Here is a 19,480-nt window from a genome sequence, read left to right on the forward strand (position 1 = left end):
TTGCAAAAGCGGGCGTCTTTGAGTAAAATAAGGATGGGCATATTTGAGGAGGGAAATTCGCATGTATCATTTTTTTGCCATGCTTTCGAGAATGAAATACATCAACCGCTGGGGCCTTATGCGAAACACCAGGGCGGAGAACATCTGCGAGCACAGCCTGGACGTGGGGCTGATCGCCCATGCCCTGGCGCTGATCGGCAACAAGAAATTCGGAAAGAATTACGACGCGGAACGGGCCGCCGTGCTGGGCATGCTCCACGACGCCTCTGAAATCATCACCGGGGACATGCCCACGCCGGTGAAATACCACTCCAAAGAAATCCGCAGCGCCTACGCCGAGGTGGAGGACAGGGCGGTGGACCACCTGGTCTCCATGCTGCCCGAGGAATTCCGGCCGGACTACGAGGAAATCATGAAGCTGAACGGGGAGAAGGACGCGGCGCTCAGGCCCTTGGTGAAAGCGGCGGACAAGATCGCGGCGGCGGTAAAATGCGTGGAGGAGAAGAAGAGCGGCAACCGGGAATTCGTCCAGGCGGAGCAGACCATCCTCCAGAATATCCGGGACCTGCACCTGCCGGAGGCGGACTACTACGTGAAAGAATTCCTCCCCTCCTACGGCCTCACCATTGAGGAACAGGATTATACCAGAGAGGCGGGCCTCAAGTTTGCAGAATCTTCACAACTGGTATTTACCAAGGTGCTAAAATAAGAGCGGCCGGCAGGCCGGAGAAAGGAACAGGGAAATTTTGAAAATCGGAACAATACCCATAGAGGGCCGGGCGGCACTGGCGCCTATGGCAGGGGTGACGGACGCCGCCTTCCGCAGGCTCTGCATGCAGTTCGGCGCTGCCTGCGCCGTCACGGAGATGGTGAGCTCCCGGGCCGTCCAGTACGGCGACAGAAAGACGGCGGGAATCGCCGACCTCTCCCAGGACCGGCGGCCGGTCTTCCTGCAGCTGTTTGGAGACGACCCCATGGTCATGGGCCTGGCGGCGAAAAAGGCCATGGCTTACGGGCCGGACGGCATCGACGTGAATATGGGCTGCCCCGTGCCCAAGGTGGCGGGGAACGGAGCGGGCAGCGCGCTGATGAAGACGCCGGAGCGCTGCGCGGCCATTGTGGCGGCCATCAAGCGGAATGTGGACGTGCCCGTCACCGTAAAGCTGCGCAAGGGCTGGGACGAGGAGCACGTCAATGCAGTGGAGGTGGCGAAGCTCTGCGAACAGGCCGGTGCGGACGCGGTGTGCGTGCACGGCCGCACCCGGAACCAGATGTATATGGGACAGGCCGACTGGGGCATCATAAAACAGGTGAAGGAGGCCGTTTCCATCCCCGTCATCGGAAACGGGGACGTAACGGACGCCCAATCCGCCTGCAGGCTGCTGGAGGAGACGGGCTGCGACCTGGTGATGGTGGGCCGCGGGGCGCTGGGAAACCCCTGGGTCTTCCGGCAGATCAATGCCTATCTCAGCGAGTCCTGCCGCATTCTGCCGCCGCCGGGCGTGGCGGAGCGCATTGTGGTGATCCGGCGGCATATGGACGAACTGTGCAGGTTCAAGGGGGAGAGCCGGGGCATGCGGGAGGCCAGAAAGCATGTGGGCTGGTATCTCCACGGCATGCAGGGCGCGGCGGAATTCCGCCGCCGCGCAGGGCAGCTCTGTACCCTGCAGGACCTGGATCTGCTTTTGCGGGACGTGTACGAAGCCAATGCCTGACCTCCGCTGGATGGGCGCAGGCAGGAAAGGCGGAGGGCAGGGGCCGTCAAGATCGAGTCTTTCACATCTAACTATCAGCATCCAAAATGGGGGATCACATTCATGAAATTATTGGTACTGGACGGCAACAGCATCCTGAACCGGGCCTTTTACGGGATCAAGCTGCTCTCTACGAAAGCAGGAGAGTTCACCAACGGCATCTACGGGTTTCTCACCATGTTCAAAAAGCTCTGCGACGAGACGGAGCCGGACGCGGTGGCCGTCGCGTTTGACCGCAAGGCGCCCACCTTCCGGCACAAGGCCTATGCGGGCTATAAGGCCAACCGCAAGGGCATGCCGCCGGAGCTGGCGCAGCAGCTGCCCGTGCTGCAGGAGCTGCTCACCCTGATGGGGTACCGCATTGTCTCCTGCGAAGGCTGGGAGGCCGACGATATCCTGGGCACCCTTGCCGCCGCCTGCGAACAGCGTGGGGACGCCTGCGTCATCGCCACCGGAGACAGGGACAGCCTGCAGCTGGTGTCCGGCGGCACCACGGTGCGGCTGGCCACCACGAAATTCGGCCAGCCCCAGGTGACAGTGTACGACGAGGCGAAAATCAAGGAGGAATACGGCGTCACCCCGCACCAGATGATCGACCTGAAGGCCATTCAGGGAGACGCTTCCGACTGTATTCCCGGCGTGGCGGGCATCGGCCCCAAGGGCGCGGGGGAGCTGATTCAGAAATACGGCAGCGTCTCCTATCTCTACGATCACCTGGAAGAGCTGGAACTGAAGCCCGCTGTGCGGGCCAAGCTGGAAAAGTCCAAGGAGAACGCGCTGCTGAGCTACGACCTGGGCACCATCCGCAGGGACGCCCCCATCGATACAGAGGTGCCCCACTATGTGAAGGAGGCGGGAGAGCCGCAGAAGGCCTCCGCCCTTATGGTGCAGCTGGAGCTGTTTTCCCTGCTGGAAAAATTCGGACTTTCCGAAACGGCCCTTCCCGCGCCGGAGGGGGCTCCGGCGTCGGAACGGCCTCAGGTGCGGGACTGCCCCGACGGCGCGCCGGTGCTGGCGCGGCTGGAGGACGCCGGGGAGGCTTACTTCTACGGGGACTGGGACAAGGACGGGACGCTTCGCAGCCTCGTCTTCTCCCACGGGGGAGAGCTGTTCCGGGTGACGCCGGACGACGCCTTCCTGCGGGCCTTTTTCCGCAGCAGGGAGGTCAAAAAATACACCCACGACGTAAAGCCCCTGCACAGGAAGGCGCTGGCGCTGGGCTGTAAGGTGGAAAACGTGGCCATGGACACGGCGCTGGCAGGCTACCTGCTGAACCCCTCGGCCTCTGGATACGACGTGAAGCGGCTTGCCGCAGAGTACGGCGTGAGCCAGACCGATTTCGAGGAGGCGGAACTCAACGCCGGGGCGGCCATGCCGGGCCTCTGCAGGGCGCTCTCCTGGGCCATCGATGAAAATGAACAGCGGGAGCTGCTGCAGAACATCGAAATCCCCCTGGCCTATGTGCTGGCTCAGATGGAGCATGTGGGCTTCTATGTGGACAAGGGGAGCATCGAGGCCTACGGCAGGGAGCTGGAACAGCAGGCACAGGCCCTGCATGATTCCATCATCGAACAGGTGGGCTACAGCTTCAACATCAATTCCCCCAAGCAGCTGGGGGAGGCGCTCTTTGACAAGCTGGGCCTGCCTCACGGGAAAAAGACAAAAAGCGGCTGGTCCACCAATGCGGACGTGCTGGAAGAGCTGCGGTATCTCAATCCCGTAGTGGACGAGGTGCTGCGGTACCGCACGGTGGCCAAGCTGAAGTCCACTTACTGCGACGGCCTGGTAAAGGTGATCGGCCCGGACGGGCGCATCCATTCCAGCTTCAACCAGACCGAGACCCGCACGGGCCGTATTTCCAGCACCGAGCCCAACCTGCAGAACATCCCGGTGCGCACGCCCATCGGCCGGGAGCTGCGGAAATTCTTTGCGGCGGAAACAGGCGTGTTGGCAGATGCCGACTATTCCCAGATTGAGCTGCGGGTGCTGGCCCATGTGGCGGACGACGCGGTGCTGCAGGAGGACTTCCGGGAGGGGAGGGACATCCATGCCTCCACGGCTGCCCGTGTGTTCCGGATGCCCCAGGAAATGGTGACCGGGGAGATGCGCAGCAGGGCCAAAGCCGTAAACTTCGGCATTGTTTACGGCATCGGCGCCTTCTCCCTTTCCAAGGATATCGGCGTTTCCCGCAGGGAGGCGGACGAGTATATCAAGGAGTACCTGAAAAATTATTCCGGCGTGGATTCCTATATGAAGCGTGTGGCGGAAGAGGCCAGGGAAAAAGGATATGTGGAAACCATGTTCGGCCGGCGCCGGTATCTGCCGGAGCTCAAAAGCACCAACTTCAACATGCGCGCTTTCGGGGAGCGAGTGGCCCGGAACATGCCCATCCAGGGCGCGGCGGCGGACATCATCAAAATCGCCATGATCCGCGTCAGCGACCGGCTGGAACGGGAAGGCCTGCAGGCAAAGCTGATTCTGCAGGTGCACGACGAACTGATCGTGGAGTGCCCCGGGGAGGAGGCGGAGCAGGTGAAAGCCCTGCTGACAGAAGAAATGGAGCAGGCCGTCTCCCTCTCCGTCCCCATGGTGGCGGAGGCCAATTCCGGCAGGACCTGGTACGACGCCAAAGGATAACGGCGGAAGGTAGAGGCTGGAAAGGCTTCCCCTCCAGGGGAAGGCATAGGTCAAGGACGTCCGGTATGTAACCCATGGAATTTTGGAAAGGAGCGGCGGAAATGGAGTTGGGATTTTGCTGTCCGGTGTGCGGCGGAAGGCTGGAACGCCGGGGGCACGCTGCGGTCTGCGGGGACGGCCACAGCTTTGATATTGCCCGGCAGGGCTATCTGCACCTCCTGCCGCCCAATAAGATGCATTCCAAACTGCCCGGGGACTCCAGGGAAATGGTGGAAGCGCGCAGGCGCTTTCTGGAAGCCGGATATTACCGCCCTTTCCGGGACAAGCTGTGCGAGCTGGCAAAGCGGTACGCCGGAGGCGGCGCGACGCCGCAGCGTGAGCTGGAAGAGGATAAGCCCGGATCACGCAATCCGGAAGAGACTTCCGGATTGTTTCAGACAGAAGCAGGTGCAGGCATCGGGGAGCGGGCTTTCAGCTCGCACTCAGCCGAAGCCGGTGTAAAAATACTGGACGCGGGATGCGGGGAAGGGTATTACACGGAGGCTGTCCGGAAGGCGCTGGGGACGGCAGAGGTTTACGGTTTCGACATTTCGAAACTGGCGGTGAAAGCGGCTGCCGGGAAATATAAGGAGATCGGGTTTGCGGTGGCCAGCAGTTTTGCCATCCCGGTGCCGGCCGGATTCTGCGGCTGCCTGATCAATGTGTTCGCGCCCATGGCGGAGGAGGAATTCCGAAGGGTGGTAAGGCCCGGCGGCGTGATGATTCTAGCGGTGCCGGGGGAAAGGCACCTGTACGGCATGAAAGAGATTCTGTACCAGGAGCCCTATGAAAACGAGCATAGGGAGACGGAGTACAGCGGTTTTTCCTTTGTATCCCGCACCGCTGTGCGGGAGGAGATTTGGGTCCCGGACGCCGGGACCGCCATGGACCTGTTCGCCATGACGCCCTATTATTGGAAGACAGGGGTGGACGGCGGAAAAAGGCTGCGGGAGACCAGGGGCTTTTCCACGGAGATTGCCTTTGATTTCCTGGTGTACCGGAGAACGGAACGATAAAGCGAGAAAATATGGATGAGGTGACTCAGCTTGAAAATATTGTTTGTCTGCACGGGCAACACGTGCAGAAGCCCTATGGCGGAAGGGCTGTTCCGCCAGATGATGCGGCAGATCGGCATGGAGGATAAGGTGCTCTGCCAGAGCGCGGGGCTTTCGGCGGTGGACGGGGACCCGGTGACGGAAAACGCGGTAAAAGCCTGCGCGGAGCTGGGGGTGGACATTTCCGACCATGCGGCCCGGCGCATCACCGGGGAAGAGATTCCGGTGTGGGACCTGTACTTCCCCATGTCAAAAACCCACGGTTATATTCTGGAGCAGGCAGGGGTCCCCCAGCAGAAGATTTATATACCGAAATATATTGAAGACCCCTTTGGCCAGGATCTCAATGGCTACCGAAAATGCAGGGATAAGCTTGCAACAGAGCTCGGCATCTTCTATAATAGCTTTGTTGCGCGGCTGCTTGTCTTTGACAGCACCATTGAAGTGGGAAAGGAATTGTAAGTGAGTGGAAATCGTCAGAATGACAAGAGAACATACGGAACTTCTGGCGGAGCTGGAAAAGCTCTGCTTTGCCAGGCCCTGGAGCCAAAAGGCGCTGCTGGATGAGGTGGATAACCCCAACGCCTATTTCGTCACCGCGGTGGATGGCGATATCGTACTGGGCTACGGCGGGATGCACTGCGCCTGTAAGGAGTATTATATGGACAATGTGGCGGTGTTCGGCCACCATAGGAGAAAGGGCGTGGGCAGCGCTATTGTGGAGGCCCTGGCGGCCGAGGCCAAACGCAGGGGCGGGGAATTTATCTCCCTGGAAGTGCGCCCCTCCAACGCCCAGGCCCTGCGGCTGTATACCCGCCTGGGCTTTGCGGAAGAGGGCAGGCGCCGGAATTTTTATTCCAACCCCACAGAGGATGCGCTTTTGCTCACCAGAAGGTTTTGATTACAGTGAAGTTCAGAGGCAGAAAAAGGCAAAGGCCTAAGGCTTCCCCTCGAGGGGAAGCTGCCGCCGTAGGCGGCTGATGAGGTGGCAAAAAGATGCCCGAACGAAGTTCGACCATCTTCCGCTTGTGTTCTGCCGCTGCGGTGTAAGCGGGGAGCCTTCCACCTCATCCACCGCAAGCGGTCCCCCTTCCCCTCGAGGGGAAGGCAAAGGGCGGCCCTTCTCCAGCCCGGAAGCAAAAGATCTCCTCACTCTGTTCGGAGATCTTCGGGAAGAACCCCTCGAACGCGAAGCGTTCGCCTTTCCTGCGGAAAGTACCGGGCTTCTTCCGGCCCGGAGGAAAAAAGATAGCTTGGGGGATAAAATTCAGAGTTCTTTGCAAGCTTTCTGCGAAAGAAAGCGGGAAAGGAAGTGGTTCGGCGTGATTATTCTGGGAATTGAAAGCTCCTGCGACGAGACGGCGGCAGCAGTGGTGGAGGATGGAAGGAAGGTTCTCTCCTCTGTAATCGCCTCTCAGGTGGAGGAACATAAACTGTACGGCGGCGTGGTGCCGGAGATTGCCTCGCGGCGGCACAGCGAGGCCATTGCGGGCGTGGTGCGGCAGGCGCTGGCAGACAGTGGGAAGCCCCTCTCCCAGATCGACGCCGTAGCGGTCACCTATGCGCCGGGGCTGATTGGGGCGCTGCTGGTGGGCGTGAATTTTGCCAAGGGCCTTGCTCTTTCGGCAGGCCTGCCTTTGATCCCCGTCCATCACCTGCGGGGGCATATTGCCTCCAACTATCTGACCAGCCCGGAGCTGGAACCGCCCTTTCTGTGCCTGGTGGTCTCGGGAGGACATTCCCATATCATCGAGGTGAAAAGTTATACCCAGCTGCGGGTGCTGGGGAAAACCCGGGACGACGCGGCAGGGGAGGCTTTTGATAAGGCCGCCCGGGCCATGGGGATCCCCTATCCCGGCGGCGTGGAAATGGACCGCATTGCAGAGGCGGGGAACGACCGGGCTTATCAGCTGCCCCGCCCCAGGGTGGACGGCGCGCCGCTGGACTTCAGCTTTTCCGGGCTGAAGACGGCGGTGATCAATCTGCTGCACAATGCCGGACAAAAGGGGACGGAAGTGAATCTCCCCGATCTCTGCGCCTCTTACCGCAGGGCCGTGGTGGACTGCCTGACGGAGAACTTCCTCAAAGCGGCGGAGCAGACCGGCACTCAGAAGCTGGTGGCTGCAGGGGGCGTTTCCGCAAACCGCCTGCTGCGCAGAAACCTGCAGGAGCTCTGTGCCAAAAGCGGCAGAAAGCTCTATGTTCCGGAGCTGAGCCTCTGCGGCGACAACGCCGCCATGATCGCCTCTCAGGGCTATTATGAATATCTGGCGGGGAATACCGCGGGCATGGAACTGAATGCCTGCGCCCAGCGCTCCATCGAGTGAAGGGAGAAAGGTATGGGCTGGGAAATCGTCCCCATGAACAGGGAGTATGCGAGGGAACTTTCCCGCTGGAAGTATGAGGGGGAGTATTCCTTTTATAACAGGCGGGAGCAGGGAAATCCGGAGTTTGAAGAGGGCGCGGAATTCGCCTGCCTGGCGGAAGACGGAAGCCTGGCAGGGCATTTTTCCTATGGCCTGGACGCGCAGATTCCCACGGTGGAAGAGCATGTCTATGGGCCGGGTTATCTGGATATCGGCCTGGGTCTTCGCCCGGCGCTCTGCGGGCAGGGGCTGGGTGCAGACTTTGTAAGGATGGGCCTGGAGTTTGGGCGGCAAAGATTTGAGGCGGAACGCTTCCGGCTGTCTGTGGCGGCTTTCAATGAACGTGCCGTCAAGGTCTACCTGCGCTGCGGCTTCCGGTTGGAACGGGAGGTCACGAATTCCTGTTTCCAGAACAGGTTTTGGATTATGACCCTGGAATTTCCTCAGGAAAGGACCGATGCGAAATGAAACGATTCGTCAGCCTGGCGGGCGCGCTGCTGCTGGCAGGGGCGCTCGTGGCCTGCGGCGCGGGGCAGGGTGGGGAATCCGCCCCTCAAACGGCGGTCGGCTCCGGAGCGGAGCAGAGCTTTGCCCCTTCGGAAGGGGAAGCTCCGGCCTCCTCCGTCCCGGTTCAGACGAGCCCGGCTCCCCGGCAGATGAAGGAGCTGGTGTTCGTACAATCGGATTCCGGCGCGGAGGAGGGCTACGAGCCGACGGTTCGCCTGCTGGAAAACGGGACTTTTGAGTTTTCCGCGTTCTGTTACGACGGTACGGTGCGCCTCACCGGAACCTATACCGAGGAGGAGGACGCGTACCTGCTGAAGCCCGAGGCCACCTCCGCCCCGGAGGGCGCCGTGGGCAGCGAACTCACGGAAATCCGGCTGGAAAAGGCGGAGGGGAGCGTGCTCTATTCCGGCGGCTCCCTGGGGGTCACTTATGACGGGGCAATTTTTGAGAGAGCAGAGGAATAGGGGGAATCCTGCATGAAAAACGGCGCTGAAATTATGGTGGGCTGCCTGGAGGCGGAGGGCGTGGAAATCGTCTTCGGCTATCCGGGTGCTGCCATCTGCCCTTTTTACGACGCCCTTTACGATTCCTCCATCCGCCATGTGCTGGTGCGCAGCGAGCAGAACGCGGCCCATATGGCCAGTGGCTATGCCCGGGCATCCGGCAGGCCGGGGGTGTGCGTGGCCACCTCCGGCCCAGGGGCCACCAACCTGATTACCGGCATTGCCACCGCCTATATGGATTCCGTCCCCATGATAGCCGTCACCGGGCAGGTGAACCTGGAACAGTTGGGCAGGGATGTGTTTCAGGAGGCGGATATCACCGGGGCCTGCGAGTCCTTCACCAAACACAGCTACCTGGTAAAGCGTGCCGCGGATCTGCCCCGTGTGTTCCGGGAGGCGTTTCACATCGCTTCCACGGGACGTCCCGGCCCGGTGCTGATCGACGTGCCCCAGGACGTGCAGGAAACAGTGGTGCGGGAAGGGTTCCACTACCCGGAACGGGCTGAAATTGAGGGATATCGGCCCAAGACCAAGGGCCACCCCATACAGATCCGGAAGGCCGCCCAGGCCATCCGTGAGGCGAAGCGGCCCGTCATCTGCTGCGGGGGCGGGGTGGTGCTCTCAAATGCCAGGGAAGAGATGGCCGCCTTTGCCCGGAAGAGCGGCATGCCCATTGTCTCCACCATGATGGGCATTGGGGTGATGCCCATGCACGATCCCCTGTATCTGGGGATGATTGGGAAATTCGGCCGCAGCTATGCCAACCGCGCCGTGGGCGAGGCGGATTTGATTTTGCTGTGCGGCGCCCGGGTAGGCGACCGGGCCATTGCCGTGCCCAACCAGATTGCGGAGCAGGCGAAGGTGATCCATATCGATATCGACCCGGCGGAAATCGGCAAGAACATGCGGGTGGACATCCCCATTGTGGGGGATATCAAATCCGTGCTCTCGGAGCTTGCAGAGCAGGCGGAGCCTGCGGACTGCCGGGACTGGGTGGACAGGGTGCTGCGGTACAAGAACGAGTACGAGCCCCGGGGGGAGGACCGCATGGACGCGGTGGAGCCCCGTTCCTTTATCCGCGCCCTGTCCCGGCTCATGGACGGGGACGCCATCCTGGCGGCGGACCCAGGCCAGAGCCAGATTTGGGCGGCCATCAATTTTACCCAGCGGGAGGGCAGGTTCCTCACCAGCGGCGGGCTGGGAACCATGGGCTACGCGCTGCCCGCGGCACTGGGGGCCAAGCTGGCGAAGCCACGGCGTCAGGCGGTGGCTGTGTGCGGGGACGGCGCTTTCCAGATGAGCCTGTGCGAGCTGGCCACGGTGAAGGCCACCAACGTCCCTCTGAAAATTGTGGTGATGGACAACCGCAGGCTGGGAATGGTGCGGGAGTTTCAGAACCAGGCATACCGCGGGCGGCATATTGCCACCCATATGGAGGGGAACCCCGATTTTGTGGCGTTGTGCAGGGCTTACGGCATCCAGGCGGCCCTGGCGGAGAACAACGCCCAGGCGGAACTTCTGGCGGGGGAAATGCTGGCAAGCCCCGGTCCCTATGTGCTGGTGTGCCGCGTGGATCCGGAAACGCCCTCTGTTTGAGGGAAAACTGAAAAGTTCCAGAGCAAAGCCGGGCGCGCCTGGAGCGCGGCCCGGAGAAAGGGAAACGGCCATAGTTATGAAGTATACGTTATCGGTATTGGCGGAAAACCAGCCCGGCGTGCTGTCCAAGGTGGTCTCCCTGTTTTCCCGGCGGGGCTACAATATCGACAGCCTGGCTGTGGGCGCTACGGAGGACCCCACGGTTTCCCGCATGACCATTGTGGGGGAAGGGGACGACCGGATCCTAGAGCAGGTGGAAAAGCAGCTCAACAAGGTGATCCAGGTAATCAAGGTGCGTTCTTTGGGGCCGGACGCCACCCAGGCGGAGCTGATGCTGGTCAAGCTGGGCTGCGACCCCCAGAGCTTCGGGGAGATCAACCAGATTGCCGCCCTGATGAAGGCGGAGGTAGTGTCTGTGTCAAAGCACAGCGTCACCCTGAAGTATTCGGGGGAGCATGAAAAGTGCGACACCCTGTGGAGCCTGCTGCGCCCCTTCGGCATCAAGGAGATCGCCCGCACCGGCGTCATCGCCCTGGAAAAAAGCTGACTTCGCGAATGCGAAGACAGCTTCTGGAAGAATTCTCCGCTGCCGCTCCGGTCGGCGCTGGGCGTGTGCCACCGGCACGCAGCGCCTCTCTTTTCCTTCGGAAAAGCACCGGGTTTCTTCCGGCCGGGTGAAAGCTTCCCGCCCACACCGCGGCGGCAGAATACAAGTCAAAACACCTCATCAGTCACCTCGGTGAAGATCTCTGAACAAAGTGAGGAGATCTTTTTGACAGCTTCCACTCAAGGGGAAGCCTTTGATTAAAAATTATATGAAAAACCGGCGCCTTTTCAGAGCCATTCAGGCTGAAAAAAGGACGCCGGTTTTCTGTTTCACCGCAGGCTTTTAGGATGAGAACGGGGAGCCTTGGAATAAAAGACTAGAATTTGACCCAGGCCTGGCCGGACTCGTTGCTTTCCAGGCACCTTTCGATGTAGCGCACCCCGTGCAGCCCATCTCTGGCGGTGGGGAAGTTAATCTCATACGGTTTTCCCTGAAGCTTGTTTTCCAGTGCCTCACAGTAGTCCAGATACAGGTTGGCAAAGGCGGCATACAGGCCCTCCGTATGTCCGAAGGGAAGCCTGGCGGTCACATTGTGAAATTTGTCTTCGCCCAGGTAGGAATGTCCCTTGCGGATCCGCATGGTGGGATGCCCCAGCAGGGACAGGTTGAATTCTTCCGCAGCCTCGTTGCACCATTCGATGGATCCCTTTTCCCCGTAAATGCGCAGGGCAAAATTGTTGTCGTTGCCCAGAGCTACCTGAGAGGACCAGAACATGCCGGTAGCGCCGTTGGTAAAGCGGACCATCACGCTGGAGTTGGTGTCCAGCTTGCCAAAGGGGCCGATGTTGTCCAGCTTCGCGCAGACGGAATCAATTTCCAGGCCTGTAAGGTACTGGGTGGTGAACTGAATGTGGCTGCCGATGTCCCCCAGGGAATTGGTGCGCCCGGAAAAACGCGGCTCAGAGCGCCAGGGGAATTTTCCCAGGCTGCTGTCGTCGAAATCCCCGCACAGGTAGTCCTGGGGGAATTCGCCCATCACCATGAAGATGTTTCCCAGATCCCCCCGTTCCACCACCTTTTTGGCGTGCCGCAGCATGGGGTACCCGGCGAAGGTGTAGGTGAGCATGAACAGCAGCCCCTTTCCCTCCGCCAGGGCGGTGAGCTCCTCCGCGTCGGGCAGGGTAAGGGCCAGGGGCTTTTCGCAGACCACGTTGATCCCATTGTTCAGGAAGGCCCGGCAGGCGTCCGCGTGGCAGTAGTTGGAGGTGACGATGGAGACGAAGTCGATGCCGTCTTCCCGCATGCCCTCGGCCCTGGCCATCTCGTTGTAATCCGCATACACCCGGTCGGGGCTGACGCCCAGCTCCGCGCCGCTCTCCGCGTTGGTTCCGGCATCCCGGGAAAAGCAGCCCGCAACCAGTTCTGTCCTGTGGTCAAGCGCCATGGCTTTCCGGTGAACCTCTCCGATAAAAGCGCCCTTCCCTCCGCCGACCATACCGTATTTCAGCATATTCACACCTTTTTCTCCAGTGAAAAGTAATGTCCTCCCGCCGCACGGCTCACTGGCGCCCCGCGGTCTTTTCCTATAACTGCAGTATAAAAGAAATAAATGGGTTTTGCAAGCCGCATTCTTGAAATAGGGAAGGAAACCTGAAAATCTCCGCTTTCTTTCGCAGAAAGCTCGGCGAAGAACTCTGAGTTTTATCCCCCAAGCTGTTTTTATCCTCCGGGCCGGAAGAAGCCTGGTACTTTCCGCAGGAAAGGCGAACGCTTCGCGTTCGAGGGGTTCTTCCCGAAGATCTCCGAACAGAGTGAGGAGATCTTTTGCTTCCGGGCTGAAGAAGGGCAAGGGAAGCCCTTAGCCTTCCCCTTGAGGGGAAGGTGTCGCGGCTATGCCGTGACGGATGAGGTGGAAAGCTCCATTCTCACTCCGCAGCGGCAGAATACGGGTTAGCGACACCTCATCAGTCACCTCGGTGAAGATCTCTGAACAGGGTGAAGAGATCTTTTTGGCAGACTTCCCCGCAAGGGAAAGCCTTTGAACTTTGTCTTCCCCTTGCGGGGAGGGGCTTATCTGCACTTACACATCCTCCAGCCTCTGCTGGCCGGGTTCCTGGCCTTCGGGGAGAGGCTCTTCCAGCTTGGGATCGTTGGGGTCGATGCCCCGCTCCCGCAGGCGGGTGTGTACGGAGGTGCGCAGCAGGCGGTAGATCACCGCGGTGGCGGGGGTGCCGATGAGGATGCCGGGAATGCCCAACACGCCGCCCCAGAACAGCACGGCGAACATGGTCCAGACAGGGGGCAGGCCGATGGAGGAGCCCACCACCCGGGGATAGATGAGGTTGCCTTCAATCTGCTGCAGGCACAGCAGGAAAATCAGGAAGATCAGGGCGTCGATGGGGTGCACCAGCAGCAGCACAATCACTCCCACCGCAGCGCCGATATAAGCGCCCAGAATGGGAATCAAAGCGCCCAGCGCCACCACGGAGGAGATCAGCAGGGCGTAGTCCAGCCCCAGAAGGCTCATGCCGATATAACACAGGGAGCCCAGAATCACGCATTCGGTAAGCTGCCCCCGAATGAAGGAGAAGAAAATGCGGTTGGTAAGGGCGCCCGCCCGGTTAAGCTTCCGGGCCGTCTGCTCCGGCAGGAAGGCAAGCAGGGTGGATTTCAAGCCCCGCAGCAGCTTTTCCTTGCCGAAAAGCATGTATACGGAGAAGATAAAGCCCATCACTGCGGTGAATACGCCGGAGGCCACGTTGAAGGTCACATTCAGCAGGGAGCCCAGGAAATCAGCGGTCATCTTCGTGGCGTTGGAGAACAGGGAGGTCCAGTTAAAGCTCTTGACAAAATCTTCCAGGAAAGCCAGGTCGTTTTTCTGGGCAAATTCGTTGAGCCATGCGACAGCGGAATTCACGTAGCCGGGTACTGTTTTCTGGGCCGTCTCGGCAATGGTGCTCATGGATTCAATCAGGCCGGGGATGATGAAGAGGGAGATGAACAGCAGGACCAGCACCACCACCAGATAGGCCAGGGATACGGAAAGGGGGCGGCGCAGCTTGTTCCAGGCCTTTGACCTGCAGCTGCGAAACGGCCGGAAGGCGATGTCCTCGAAAAAGTGGACGAACACATTGAGGATGTAAGCGATGACAATACCGAAAAATACGGGTGCGGCGGTGTTGAACACCGTGGAAAGCGCCCCCCAAACCAGGTCGAACTTGAGGATGAGGAGCGTCAGTACAGCCCCGAAAGTCAGCAGGATGCAGCCGTTCCTGAGAATTTTCTTTTCATCGTGCAGGCTTCTGCCGAGATCGCGCAGGCGCATAGTTTTTCACCGTTCCTTTTTAAATGGCGGATGCCGTAGGTAAACTGTTGGAGACCGGCCGCCCCTGCCCACAGGCGTGGGGCGGCATTGCTTTGTCTTAAGCCTTACCCGGCCGCCGGGTAGAAGCGGTTGGCGAGCGCTCCGGCACAGGCGTTCAGCAGGCCCTTTTGGTGCAGGAAACGCAGGATGGTGAACCGTTCGCGGATCTCCATGGCGTGCAGCACGCTTTCCAGGAACAGCTCCCGGGAAATGCCCAGCTCCTTGGGGCTGGTACAGGCCCCGGCCGCTTTCAGAACCGAGAGGATCTGCCCCTTGTCCGGCGGCGCAAAGCCTTGGGGCAGCTCGCCCGCGGCCAGTTCGTACAGGGAGGCGGAAACCACTGCCGCCGCGCCCACGGAATTGCCGTGAAGAGGATGCTCCACGCCGCGCTTCAGGCATTCCACTTCCCAATAGTGGGAGAAATGATGCTCCGCGCCGGAGGCGGGCCGGGAATTCCCCACCAGGCCCATGGCCACGCCGGAGAGCACCAGGGCCTCGGTCACATAGCGCACGGCCTCTTCGTCCCGCTTTTGCAGGCCCGCGGCGTTGTCCGCGCATTTTTGCACGGCACGCTCCATCAGGGCCACGCTCTGCTCACAATAGTATTCGTCCAGCAAGGTCCGGGCCAGCCGCCAGTCCGCCAGGGCGGTGTATTTGCCGATGATGTCGCCGAAGCCCGCAGTGAGCATGGGCATGGGGGCTTCCTTCAGAATGGCCGTGTCCGCCACAATGGCCGCCGGGTAGACGGCGGACTTTGTGATTTTCATGCCGTCGAGAATCAGCGGCGAAACGGTGGAGGCGAAACCGTCCATGGAGGGCGCGGTGGCCAGAATCACATAGGGGATGCCGGTACGGGCGCTGAGAATGCGGGCTGTGTCGTTCAGCACGCCGGAGCCCACGGCCAAAATCAGATCGTCCTCCGGCTCCATGGCGGCCAGGGCCGAGCCCACGGTGCGCTCGTCGGGCACCAGCACAGGCGTGCCGGGGAAGACGCGGCCGTGCAGGGAAAGGCCCGCCTGGCAGAGAAGGTCTTTCGCCCGTTTCCCCGCGGCTTCAAAGGTGTTATCATCCGCCAGCAGGAAAATGTGGGTTCCTCCCAGCTCCTTCACGGTGGGGACGATGGCGGGCAAACAGCCGCTTTCAATCAGGATTTTCCGTATTCCCACACTGTGGCGCCTGCCGCAGGGGCAGTCGAATTCCAATCCCGCAAATTCCGCGGGAGTCAGCTCCAGCAAATTTTTCATCAAGTTTACCCTCTTCCGTTTTCGCTGATAGTCAGCGTTTATCAACCGTAAGTCCCTGCCCGCAGGCATCCCGTTTCCGCCCGGCGGGATGGACGCAGGCTTCCTCCGGCGCTCCTGTAAGCCCTTGTGGGTACAGAGGCGGTTCCTTTCCGGCATCAGCCCATTAAACCTTTTTGATAAATTCCTTGCGGCATTTCTGGCAGGTCACCTGGATTTTGCCGCGGCCCCTGGGCGCACGCAGCTGCTGGCCGCAGTTGGGGCACCGGAAATACCGGAAGGTTTTCCGGTCGGAAAATTTCCGCTTTTGAAAGCGGAACCAGTCCGCCACCGGCGTCCAGACCTTCAGGAAGGCGTAATATTCCCGCTGCCTTGCGGGGATGTTCCGGGAAAACATGCGGAACAGCGCGTAGAGGTAGAGCGCGTCGCCCAAAAGAATGACGGGCCAGAAGAATATCTGTCCCAGTATGGTCAATACTAACCCGGAAACCAGCAAAAAAATGCTGAATTTGTCGCCGCCGTAACGGCCCATCATAAAACGCTGCAATTTTTGAAGAAGCACACACACACATCCCTTGCCAGATTTGATCTCTGTTTTTTCCGCCCCTTCGCCCGGGGAACGGACTGCATTCAGTATACCCGTTTTACCCCGCTTTTTCAACCGGAGACGGGTCCTGCGGCAATAAATTTACAGTTCAGACTCAATTTGGAAATGAATGCTCCGCAAAGTTTCTAAAAATAAAAATAATTCCTATTTTATCTTGACTTTCCGGTAAAATCTGGATATAATAAAAACAAATAAACCCGTAACTTACTTTTAGGAGGAATAGCAAAATGGCAAATTACGACATCAAGGGCAGCAAGACGGAAGCAAACCTGCTGGCGGCTTTTTCCGGGGAATCCCAGGCGAGAAACAAGTATACCTATTATGCCTCCAAGGCCCGCAAGGACGGCTATGTGCAGATTGCCAACATCTTTGAGGAGACGGCCAACAATGAAAAAGAGCATGCAAAAATGTGGTTCAAGCTGCTCAACGGCGGCATCGGCGACACCCTTTCCAACCTGAAGGATGCTGCCGCCGGCGAGAATTACGAGTGGACCGACATGTACGCGGGCTTTGCCAAGACCGCCAGGGAAGAGGGCTTCGACCATATTGCCGATCTCTTCGAGGGCGTGGCAAAAATCGAAAAGGAGCATGAGGAGCGTTACCTCAAGCTGGTGCAGAATATTGAAGGCGGCCTGGTCTTCTCCAAAGACGGCGACGTGATCTGGCAGTGCTCCAACTGCGGCCATATCGTCATCGGCAAGCAGGCCCCTGAGGTGTGCCCGGTGTGCGCTCATCCTCAGGCCTATTTCCAGGTCAAGGCGGAGAACTATTAAAAAGAACTCTCCGGCGCTGCTGCCGGAATATCGGAGGACCTGCCGCGTATTCCGCGGCAGGTCCTCTTTTGCGGCCGGGGCCTGGGAAACAGGAGAAATCCGCGGTTGACATTTCGCCGCGGCGCTTCTAGAATGAAGGGGAAAGGCCGGTCTGGCGGTACGCCGGGCCGCATACGGAAGACGGGAGGAATTGTCAATGCAGAATCAATATCTGGGCCTCACCCCGCCCATGGGCTGGAATTCCTGGAATACCTTCACCTGGAACATCAATGAACAGCTGATCCGCGAGACAGCGGACGCGCTGGTGGAAACCGGCCTGAAGGAGGCGGGCTACGAGTATGTGGTCGTGGACGACTGCTGGAGCCTGAAGCAGCGGGATGCGGACGGCCGCCTCCAGGCAGATCCGGAAAAATTTCCCAACGGCATGAAGGCAGTGGGGGATTACCTCCACTCCAAGGGCCTGAAGTTCGGCATGTATTCCTGCGACGGCACCCATACCTGCGCAGGGTACCCCGGCAGCTTTGAGCATGAATTTCAGGATGCGGAGACCTTTGCTTCCTGGGGCGTGGACTACCTGAAATACGACAACTGCTACAAGCCCCGCCACGCGGACGGGGAAATGCTCTATAAGCGCATGTCCTTGGCGCTGCGCAACTGCGGAAGGGACATCCTGTTTTCCGCCTGCAACTGGGGCGCGGACAATGTCCATCAATGGATTCAGGCCTCCGGCGCCCAGCTGTTCCGCTCCACTGGGGATATCCAGGACAACTGGGAATCCATCCGGTCCCTGGCCCTTTCCCAAATCGAAAAGGCCCCCTTTTCCGGCCCCTTCTGCCACAACGACATAGACATGCTGGTGGTGGGCATACACGGCGGCAGCAACAACGAATACATCGGCAGCCTGGGCGGCTGCACAGACGAGGAATACCGCACCCATTTCTCCCTGTGGGCCATCCTCAATTCCCCGCTGATGATCGGCTGCGACGTCCGCTCCATGAGCGGGGCCACCCTGGAGACTCTTGCCAACCGGGATGTGATCGCCATCAATCAGGATATCGAATGCCGCGGCCCTTACCGCATTCCCCAGTGGAACAACCCGGAGAATGTATTCACCCTGGTCAAGCCCCTATCCGACGGGTCGCTTGGCATCGGCATGTTCAACTTCGGCGACCGGCGCAGCGAAATGTCCCTTCAGTTCTGGGATATGGGCCTGAGCGCGGCGGCGGGAATGGGCCTGTCTTTCTATGACTGCTGGGCCCATCAGGAAGAGGGCGTGTTCACCGAACGCTATGCCGCCCAGATCGAGCCCCACGGCTGCAGGATGTTCCGGGCCAAAGTGGTAAAGGCCCGGTAAGCGGGGCGCCGGTATGGGAAATTATACAACCTGCAGAAGCTGCGGCGGGCCCCTGGGCTCGGACGACATTGCCATCTACCGCAAGCTGGTGTTCCGCGGCGCGGAGGATTTCCTCTGCATCGGCTGTCTGGCGGCGTATTTCCACTGCCCCCGGGAGGAGATCGAGAAGCGTATCCGCTACTACCGGGAAAGCGGGGAATGCACCCTGTTCCGCTGACGGTCGGGAAGGGCGTTTTGTTTCCTTCTTTTCCCGGCTCCATTTTCTATATCTGGATAGGTAAATGCTCCCTCCTAGAGAGACAGTTTATGATTTTCACTGTCTTTCTCAGAGGGAGCATATCCTATTTAGTGAGGCGGCCCCTTGTTTCCGGCTGGGACGGCAGCTCAAAATTGCCCTGTGGTTTTACTTTTGATAGCTTTCCAAAAATTGCAGCGCCGCTTCCGGGCCGCAGGCGCCGCCCGGGTAGCTGCAGCCGCTTTTTTCTATCGTTTCCAGAACCGCGGCGCAAGCCTCCTTGCCGTATTTCTGAATAAAAAGCGCCGCGCCCTTGGCCGTGTATCCGTCCCCGGCGCCGTAATAGCCCTTGCCGCAGCCGGCCAGTTTCTCACAGCCGTAACAGCCGTCCAGGCCTTTTCCCGCCGAGCAGGTTAGATTGGGACATTTTCCGTCCTCAAACAGGGTGGCGAACGAACAGTTGGGATAGACGCTCCGGCAGCCGCCGCACCACTGTCCCAAAAAGCAATGATGGCAGTGATGGCCGCACGCGCCCTGGGGGTCGGTCCCCTTTCGCGCCTCCTGGAGCAGGGCTCCCTTGATTTCCATACAGCGCCCAATCCGCGCCCCTTTGGGTGTATCGCCGTGGGTTTCGTCGTTGGAATAACTTTTCAGCAGCTCGCAGGCAAACTCCCCGCATTCCCCACAGAAGCCCCGTTTTTTTTCCATAGCGCATGCAGCCACTTCGCAGCTGCCGTGAAAGGGCTTTCCTCCCGTGGAGATACAGCCGCCGCAGTGTTTCGTTTCCCGGTAGGTGCATTCCGCGCAGCTGAGGCCGCAGTAAGAGTCAATCGTCTTTCGAATCCTCTCAAATTCCGTCATTTTCTTCGCCCCATTCCCTTATGTTCCTATATTTTCCATAC

At 59.8% G+C, this 19,480-nt stretch carries 19 protein-coding genes; 14 read left to right on the forward strand and 5 right to left on the reverse strand.

What is annotated here, in order from left to right; all coding sequences use genetic code 11:
* Positions 1-61 precede the first annotated feature (61 nt).
* The 11 genes from yfbR (at position 62) to ilvN (ending at position 11,004) form a co-directional block, all read left to right on the forward strand.
* Positions 62-709 (forward strand): 5'-deoxynucleotidase, encoded by a 648-nt coding sequence (gene yfbR, locus BN3911_RS02110; protein ID WP_066860772.1) that lies wholly within the window; start codon positions 62-64, stop codon positions 707-709.
* A gap of 37 nt (positions 710-746) precedes the next feature.
* Positions 747-1,715 (forward strand): tRNA dihydrouridine synthase DusB, encoded by a 969-nt coding sequence (dusB, locus tag BN3911_RS02115; protein ID WP_074039103.1) that lies wholly within the window; start codon positions 747-749, stop codon positions 1,713-1,715.
* A gap of 102 nt (positions 1,716-1,817) precedes the next feature.
* On the forward strand, positions 1,818-4,391 hold the full coding sequence (polA, locus tag BN3911_RS02120; RefSeq protein ID WP_066860774.1) for a DNA polymerase I: 2,574 nt from the start codon (positions 1,818-1,820) through the stop codon (positions 4,389-4,391).
* A gap of 101 nt (positions 4,392-4,492) precedes the next feature.
* Positions 4,493-5,446 (forward strand): putative RNA methyltransferase, encoded by a 954-nt coding sequence (locus tag BN3911_RS02125; protein ID WP_066861034.1) that lies wholly within the window; start codon positions 4,493-4,495, stop codon positions 5,444-5,446.
* A 30-nt stretch (positions 5,447-5,476) separates the two neighbouring features.
* Complete coding sequence (locus BN3911_RS02130; RefSeq protein WP_074039104.1) at positions 5,477-5,947, forward strand: arsenate reductase/protein-tyrosine-phosphatase family protein; 471 nt, start codon at positions 5,477-5,479, stop codon at positions 5,945-5,947.
* A gap of 4 nt (positions 5,948-5,951) precedes the next feature.
* On the forward strand, positions 5,952-6,386 hold the full coding sequence (gene rimI, locus BN3911_RS02135; RefSeq protein ID WP_242871058.1) for a ribosomal protein S18-alanine N-acetyltransferase: 435 nt from the start codon (positions 5,952-5,954) through the stop codon (positions 6,384-6,386).
* A 421-nt stretch (positions 6,387-6,807) separates the two neighbouring features.
* Positions 6,808-7,812, forward strand: a complete 1,005-nt coding sequence (gene tsaD / locus BN3911_RS02140) for a tRNA (adenosine(37)-N6)-threonylcarbamoyltransferase complex transferase subunit TsaD (protein WP_066861039.1) — start codon at positions 6,808-6,810, stop codon at positions 7,810-7,812.
* A 12-nt stretch (positions 7,813-7,824) separates the two neighbouring features.
* Positions 7,825-8,319, forward strand: coding sequence for a GNAT family N-acetyltransferase (locus BN3911_RS02145; RefSeq protein ID WP_066860780.1), 495 nt, complete (start codon positions 7,825-7,827; stop codon positions 8,317-8,319).
* Positions 8,316-8,822, forward strand: a complete 507-nt coding sequence (locus BN3911_RS02150) for a hypothetical protein (RefSeq protein ID WP_066860783.1) — start codon at positions 8,316-8,318, stop codon at positions 8,820-8,822. The genes BN3911_RS02145 and BN3911_RS02150 overlap by 4 nt, the downstream gene beginning before the upstream one ends.
* A 12-nt stretch (positions 8,823-8,834) precedes the next feature.
* On the forward strand, positions 8,835-10,457 hold the full coding sequence (gene ilvB, locus BN3911_RS02155) for a biosynthetic-type acetolactate synthase large subunit (protein ID WP_066860786.1): 1,623 nt from the start codon (positions 8,835-8,837) through the stop codon (positions 10,455-10,457).
* Positions 10,458-10,533: 76 nt separating this feature from the next.
* Positions 10,534-11,004, forward strand: coding sequence for an acetolactate synthase small subunit (gene ilvN, locus BN3911_RS02160; RefSeq protein WP_066860789.1), 471 nt, complete (start codon positions 10,534-10,536; stop codon positions 11,002-11,004).
* 376 nt (positions 11,005-11,380) lie between these two features.
* Here ilvN and BN3911_RS02165 read toward each other — a convergent pair whose 3' ends face one another.
* The 4 genes from BN3911_RS02165 to BN3911_RS02185 all read right to left on the reverse strand — a co-directional run bounded on the left by BN3911_RS02165 (position 11,381) and on the right by BN3911_RS02185 (position 16,171).
* The gene (locus BN3911_RS02165; RefSeq protein ID WP_066860792.1) at positions 11,381-12,514 is read right to left on the reverse strand and encodes a Gfo/Idh/MocA family protein; all 1,134 of its coding nucleotides are present in this window, start codon (positions 12,512-12,514) and stop codon (positions 11,381-11,383) included.
* Between the two features lie 570 nt (positions 12,515-13,084).
* Positions 13,085-14,329, reverse strand: coding sequence for an AI-2E family transporter (locus BN3911_RS02175; protein WP_066860798.1), 1,245 nt, complete (start codon positions 14,327-14,329; stop codon positions 13,085-13,087).
* A gap of 104 nt (positions 14,330-14,433) precedes the next feature.
* The gene (locus BN3911_RS02180) at positions 14,434-15,612 is read right to left on the reverse strand and encodes a sn-glycerol-1-phosphate dehydrogenase (RefSeq protein ID WP_066861042.1); all 1,179 of its coding nucleotides are present in this window, start codon (positions 15,610-15,612) and stop codon (positions 14,434-14,436) included.
* Between the two features lie 163 nt (positions 15,613-15,775).
* Positions 15,776-16,171: a hypothetical protein gene (locus tag BN3911_RS02185; protein ID WP_242871059.1), complete on the reverse strand. Its 396-nt coding sequence runs from the start codon at positions 16,169-16,171 to the stop codon at positions 15,776-15,778.
* A gap of 272 nt (positions 16,172-16,443) precedes the next feature.
* On the opposite strand from BN3911_RS02185, the gene rbr reads away from it, so the two are divergent.
* The 3 genes from rbr to BN3911_RS02200 all read left to right on the forward strand — a co-directional run bounded on the left by rbr (position 16,444) and on the right by BN3911_RS02200 (position 18,560).
* Complete coding sequence (gene rbr, locus BN3911_RS02190) at positions 16,444-16,989, forward strand: rubrerythrin (protein ID WP_066860801.1); 546 nt, start codon at positions 16,444-16,446, stop codon at positions 16,987-16,989.
* A 196-nt stretch (positions 16,990-17,185) separates the two neighbouring features.
* A complete protein-coding gene (locus BN3911_RS02195; protein WP_066860804.1) occupies positions 17,186-18,343 on the forward strand; it encodes a glycoside hydrolase family 27 protein in 1,158 nt (385 codons plus the stop codon).
* Between the two features lie 13 nt (positions 18,344-18,356).
* On the forward strand, positions 18,357-18,560 hold the full coding sequence (locus BN3911_RS02200) for a hypothetical protein (protein ID WP_066860807.1): 204 nt from the start codon (positions 18,357-18,359) through the stop codon (positions 18,558-18,560).
* Positions 18,561-18,746: 186 nt separating this feature from the next.
* Here the strand turns inward: BN3911_RS02200 and BN3911_RS17110 are convergent, their stop codons facing one another.
* Complete coding sequence (locus BN3911_RS17110; protein WP_066860810.1) at positions 18,747-19,439, reverse strand: DUF3795 domain-containing protein; 693 nt, start codon at positions 19,437-19,439, stop codon at positions 18,747-18,749.
* Positions 19,440-19,480 lie beyond the last annotated feature (41 nt).

This window comes from Neglectibacter timonensis (genome assembly GCF_900048895.1).
GTDB classification, from domain to species: domain Bacteria; phylum Bacillota; class Clostridia; order Oscillospirales; family Acutalibacteraceae; genus Acutalibacter; species Acutalibacter timonensis.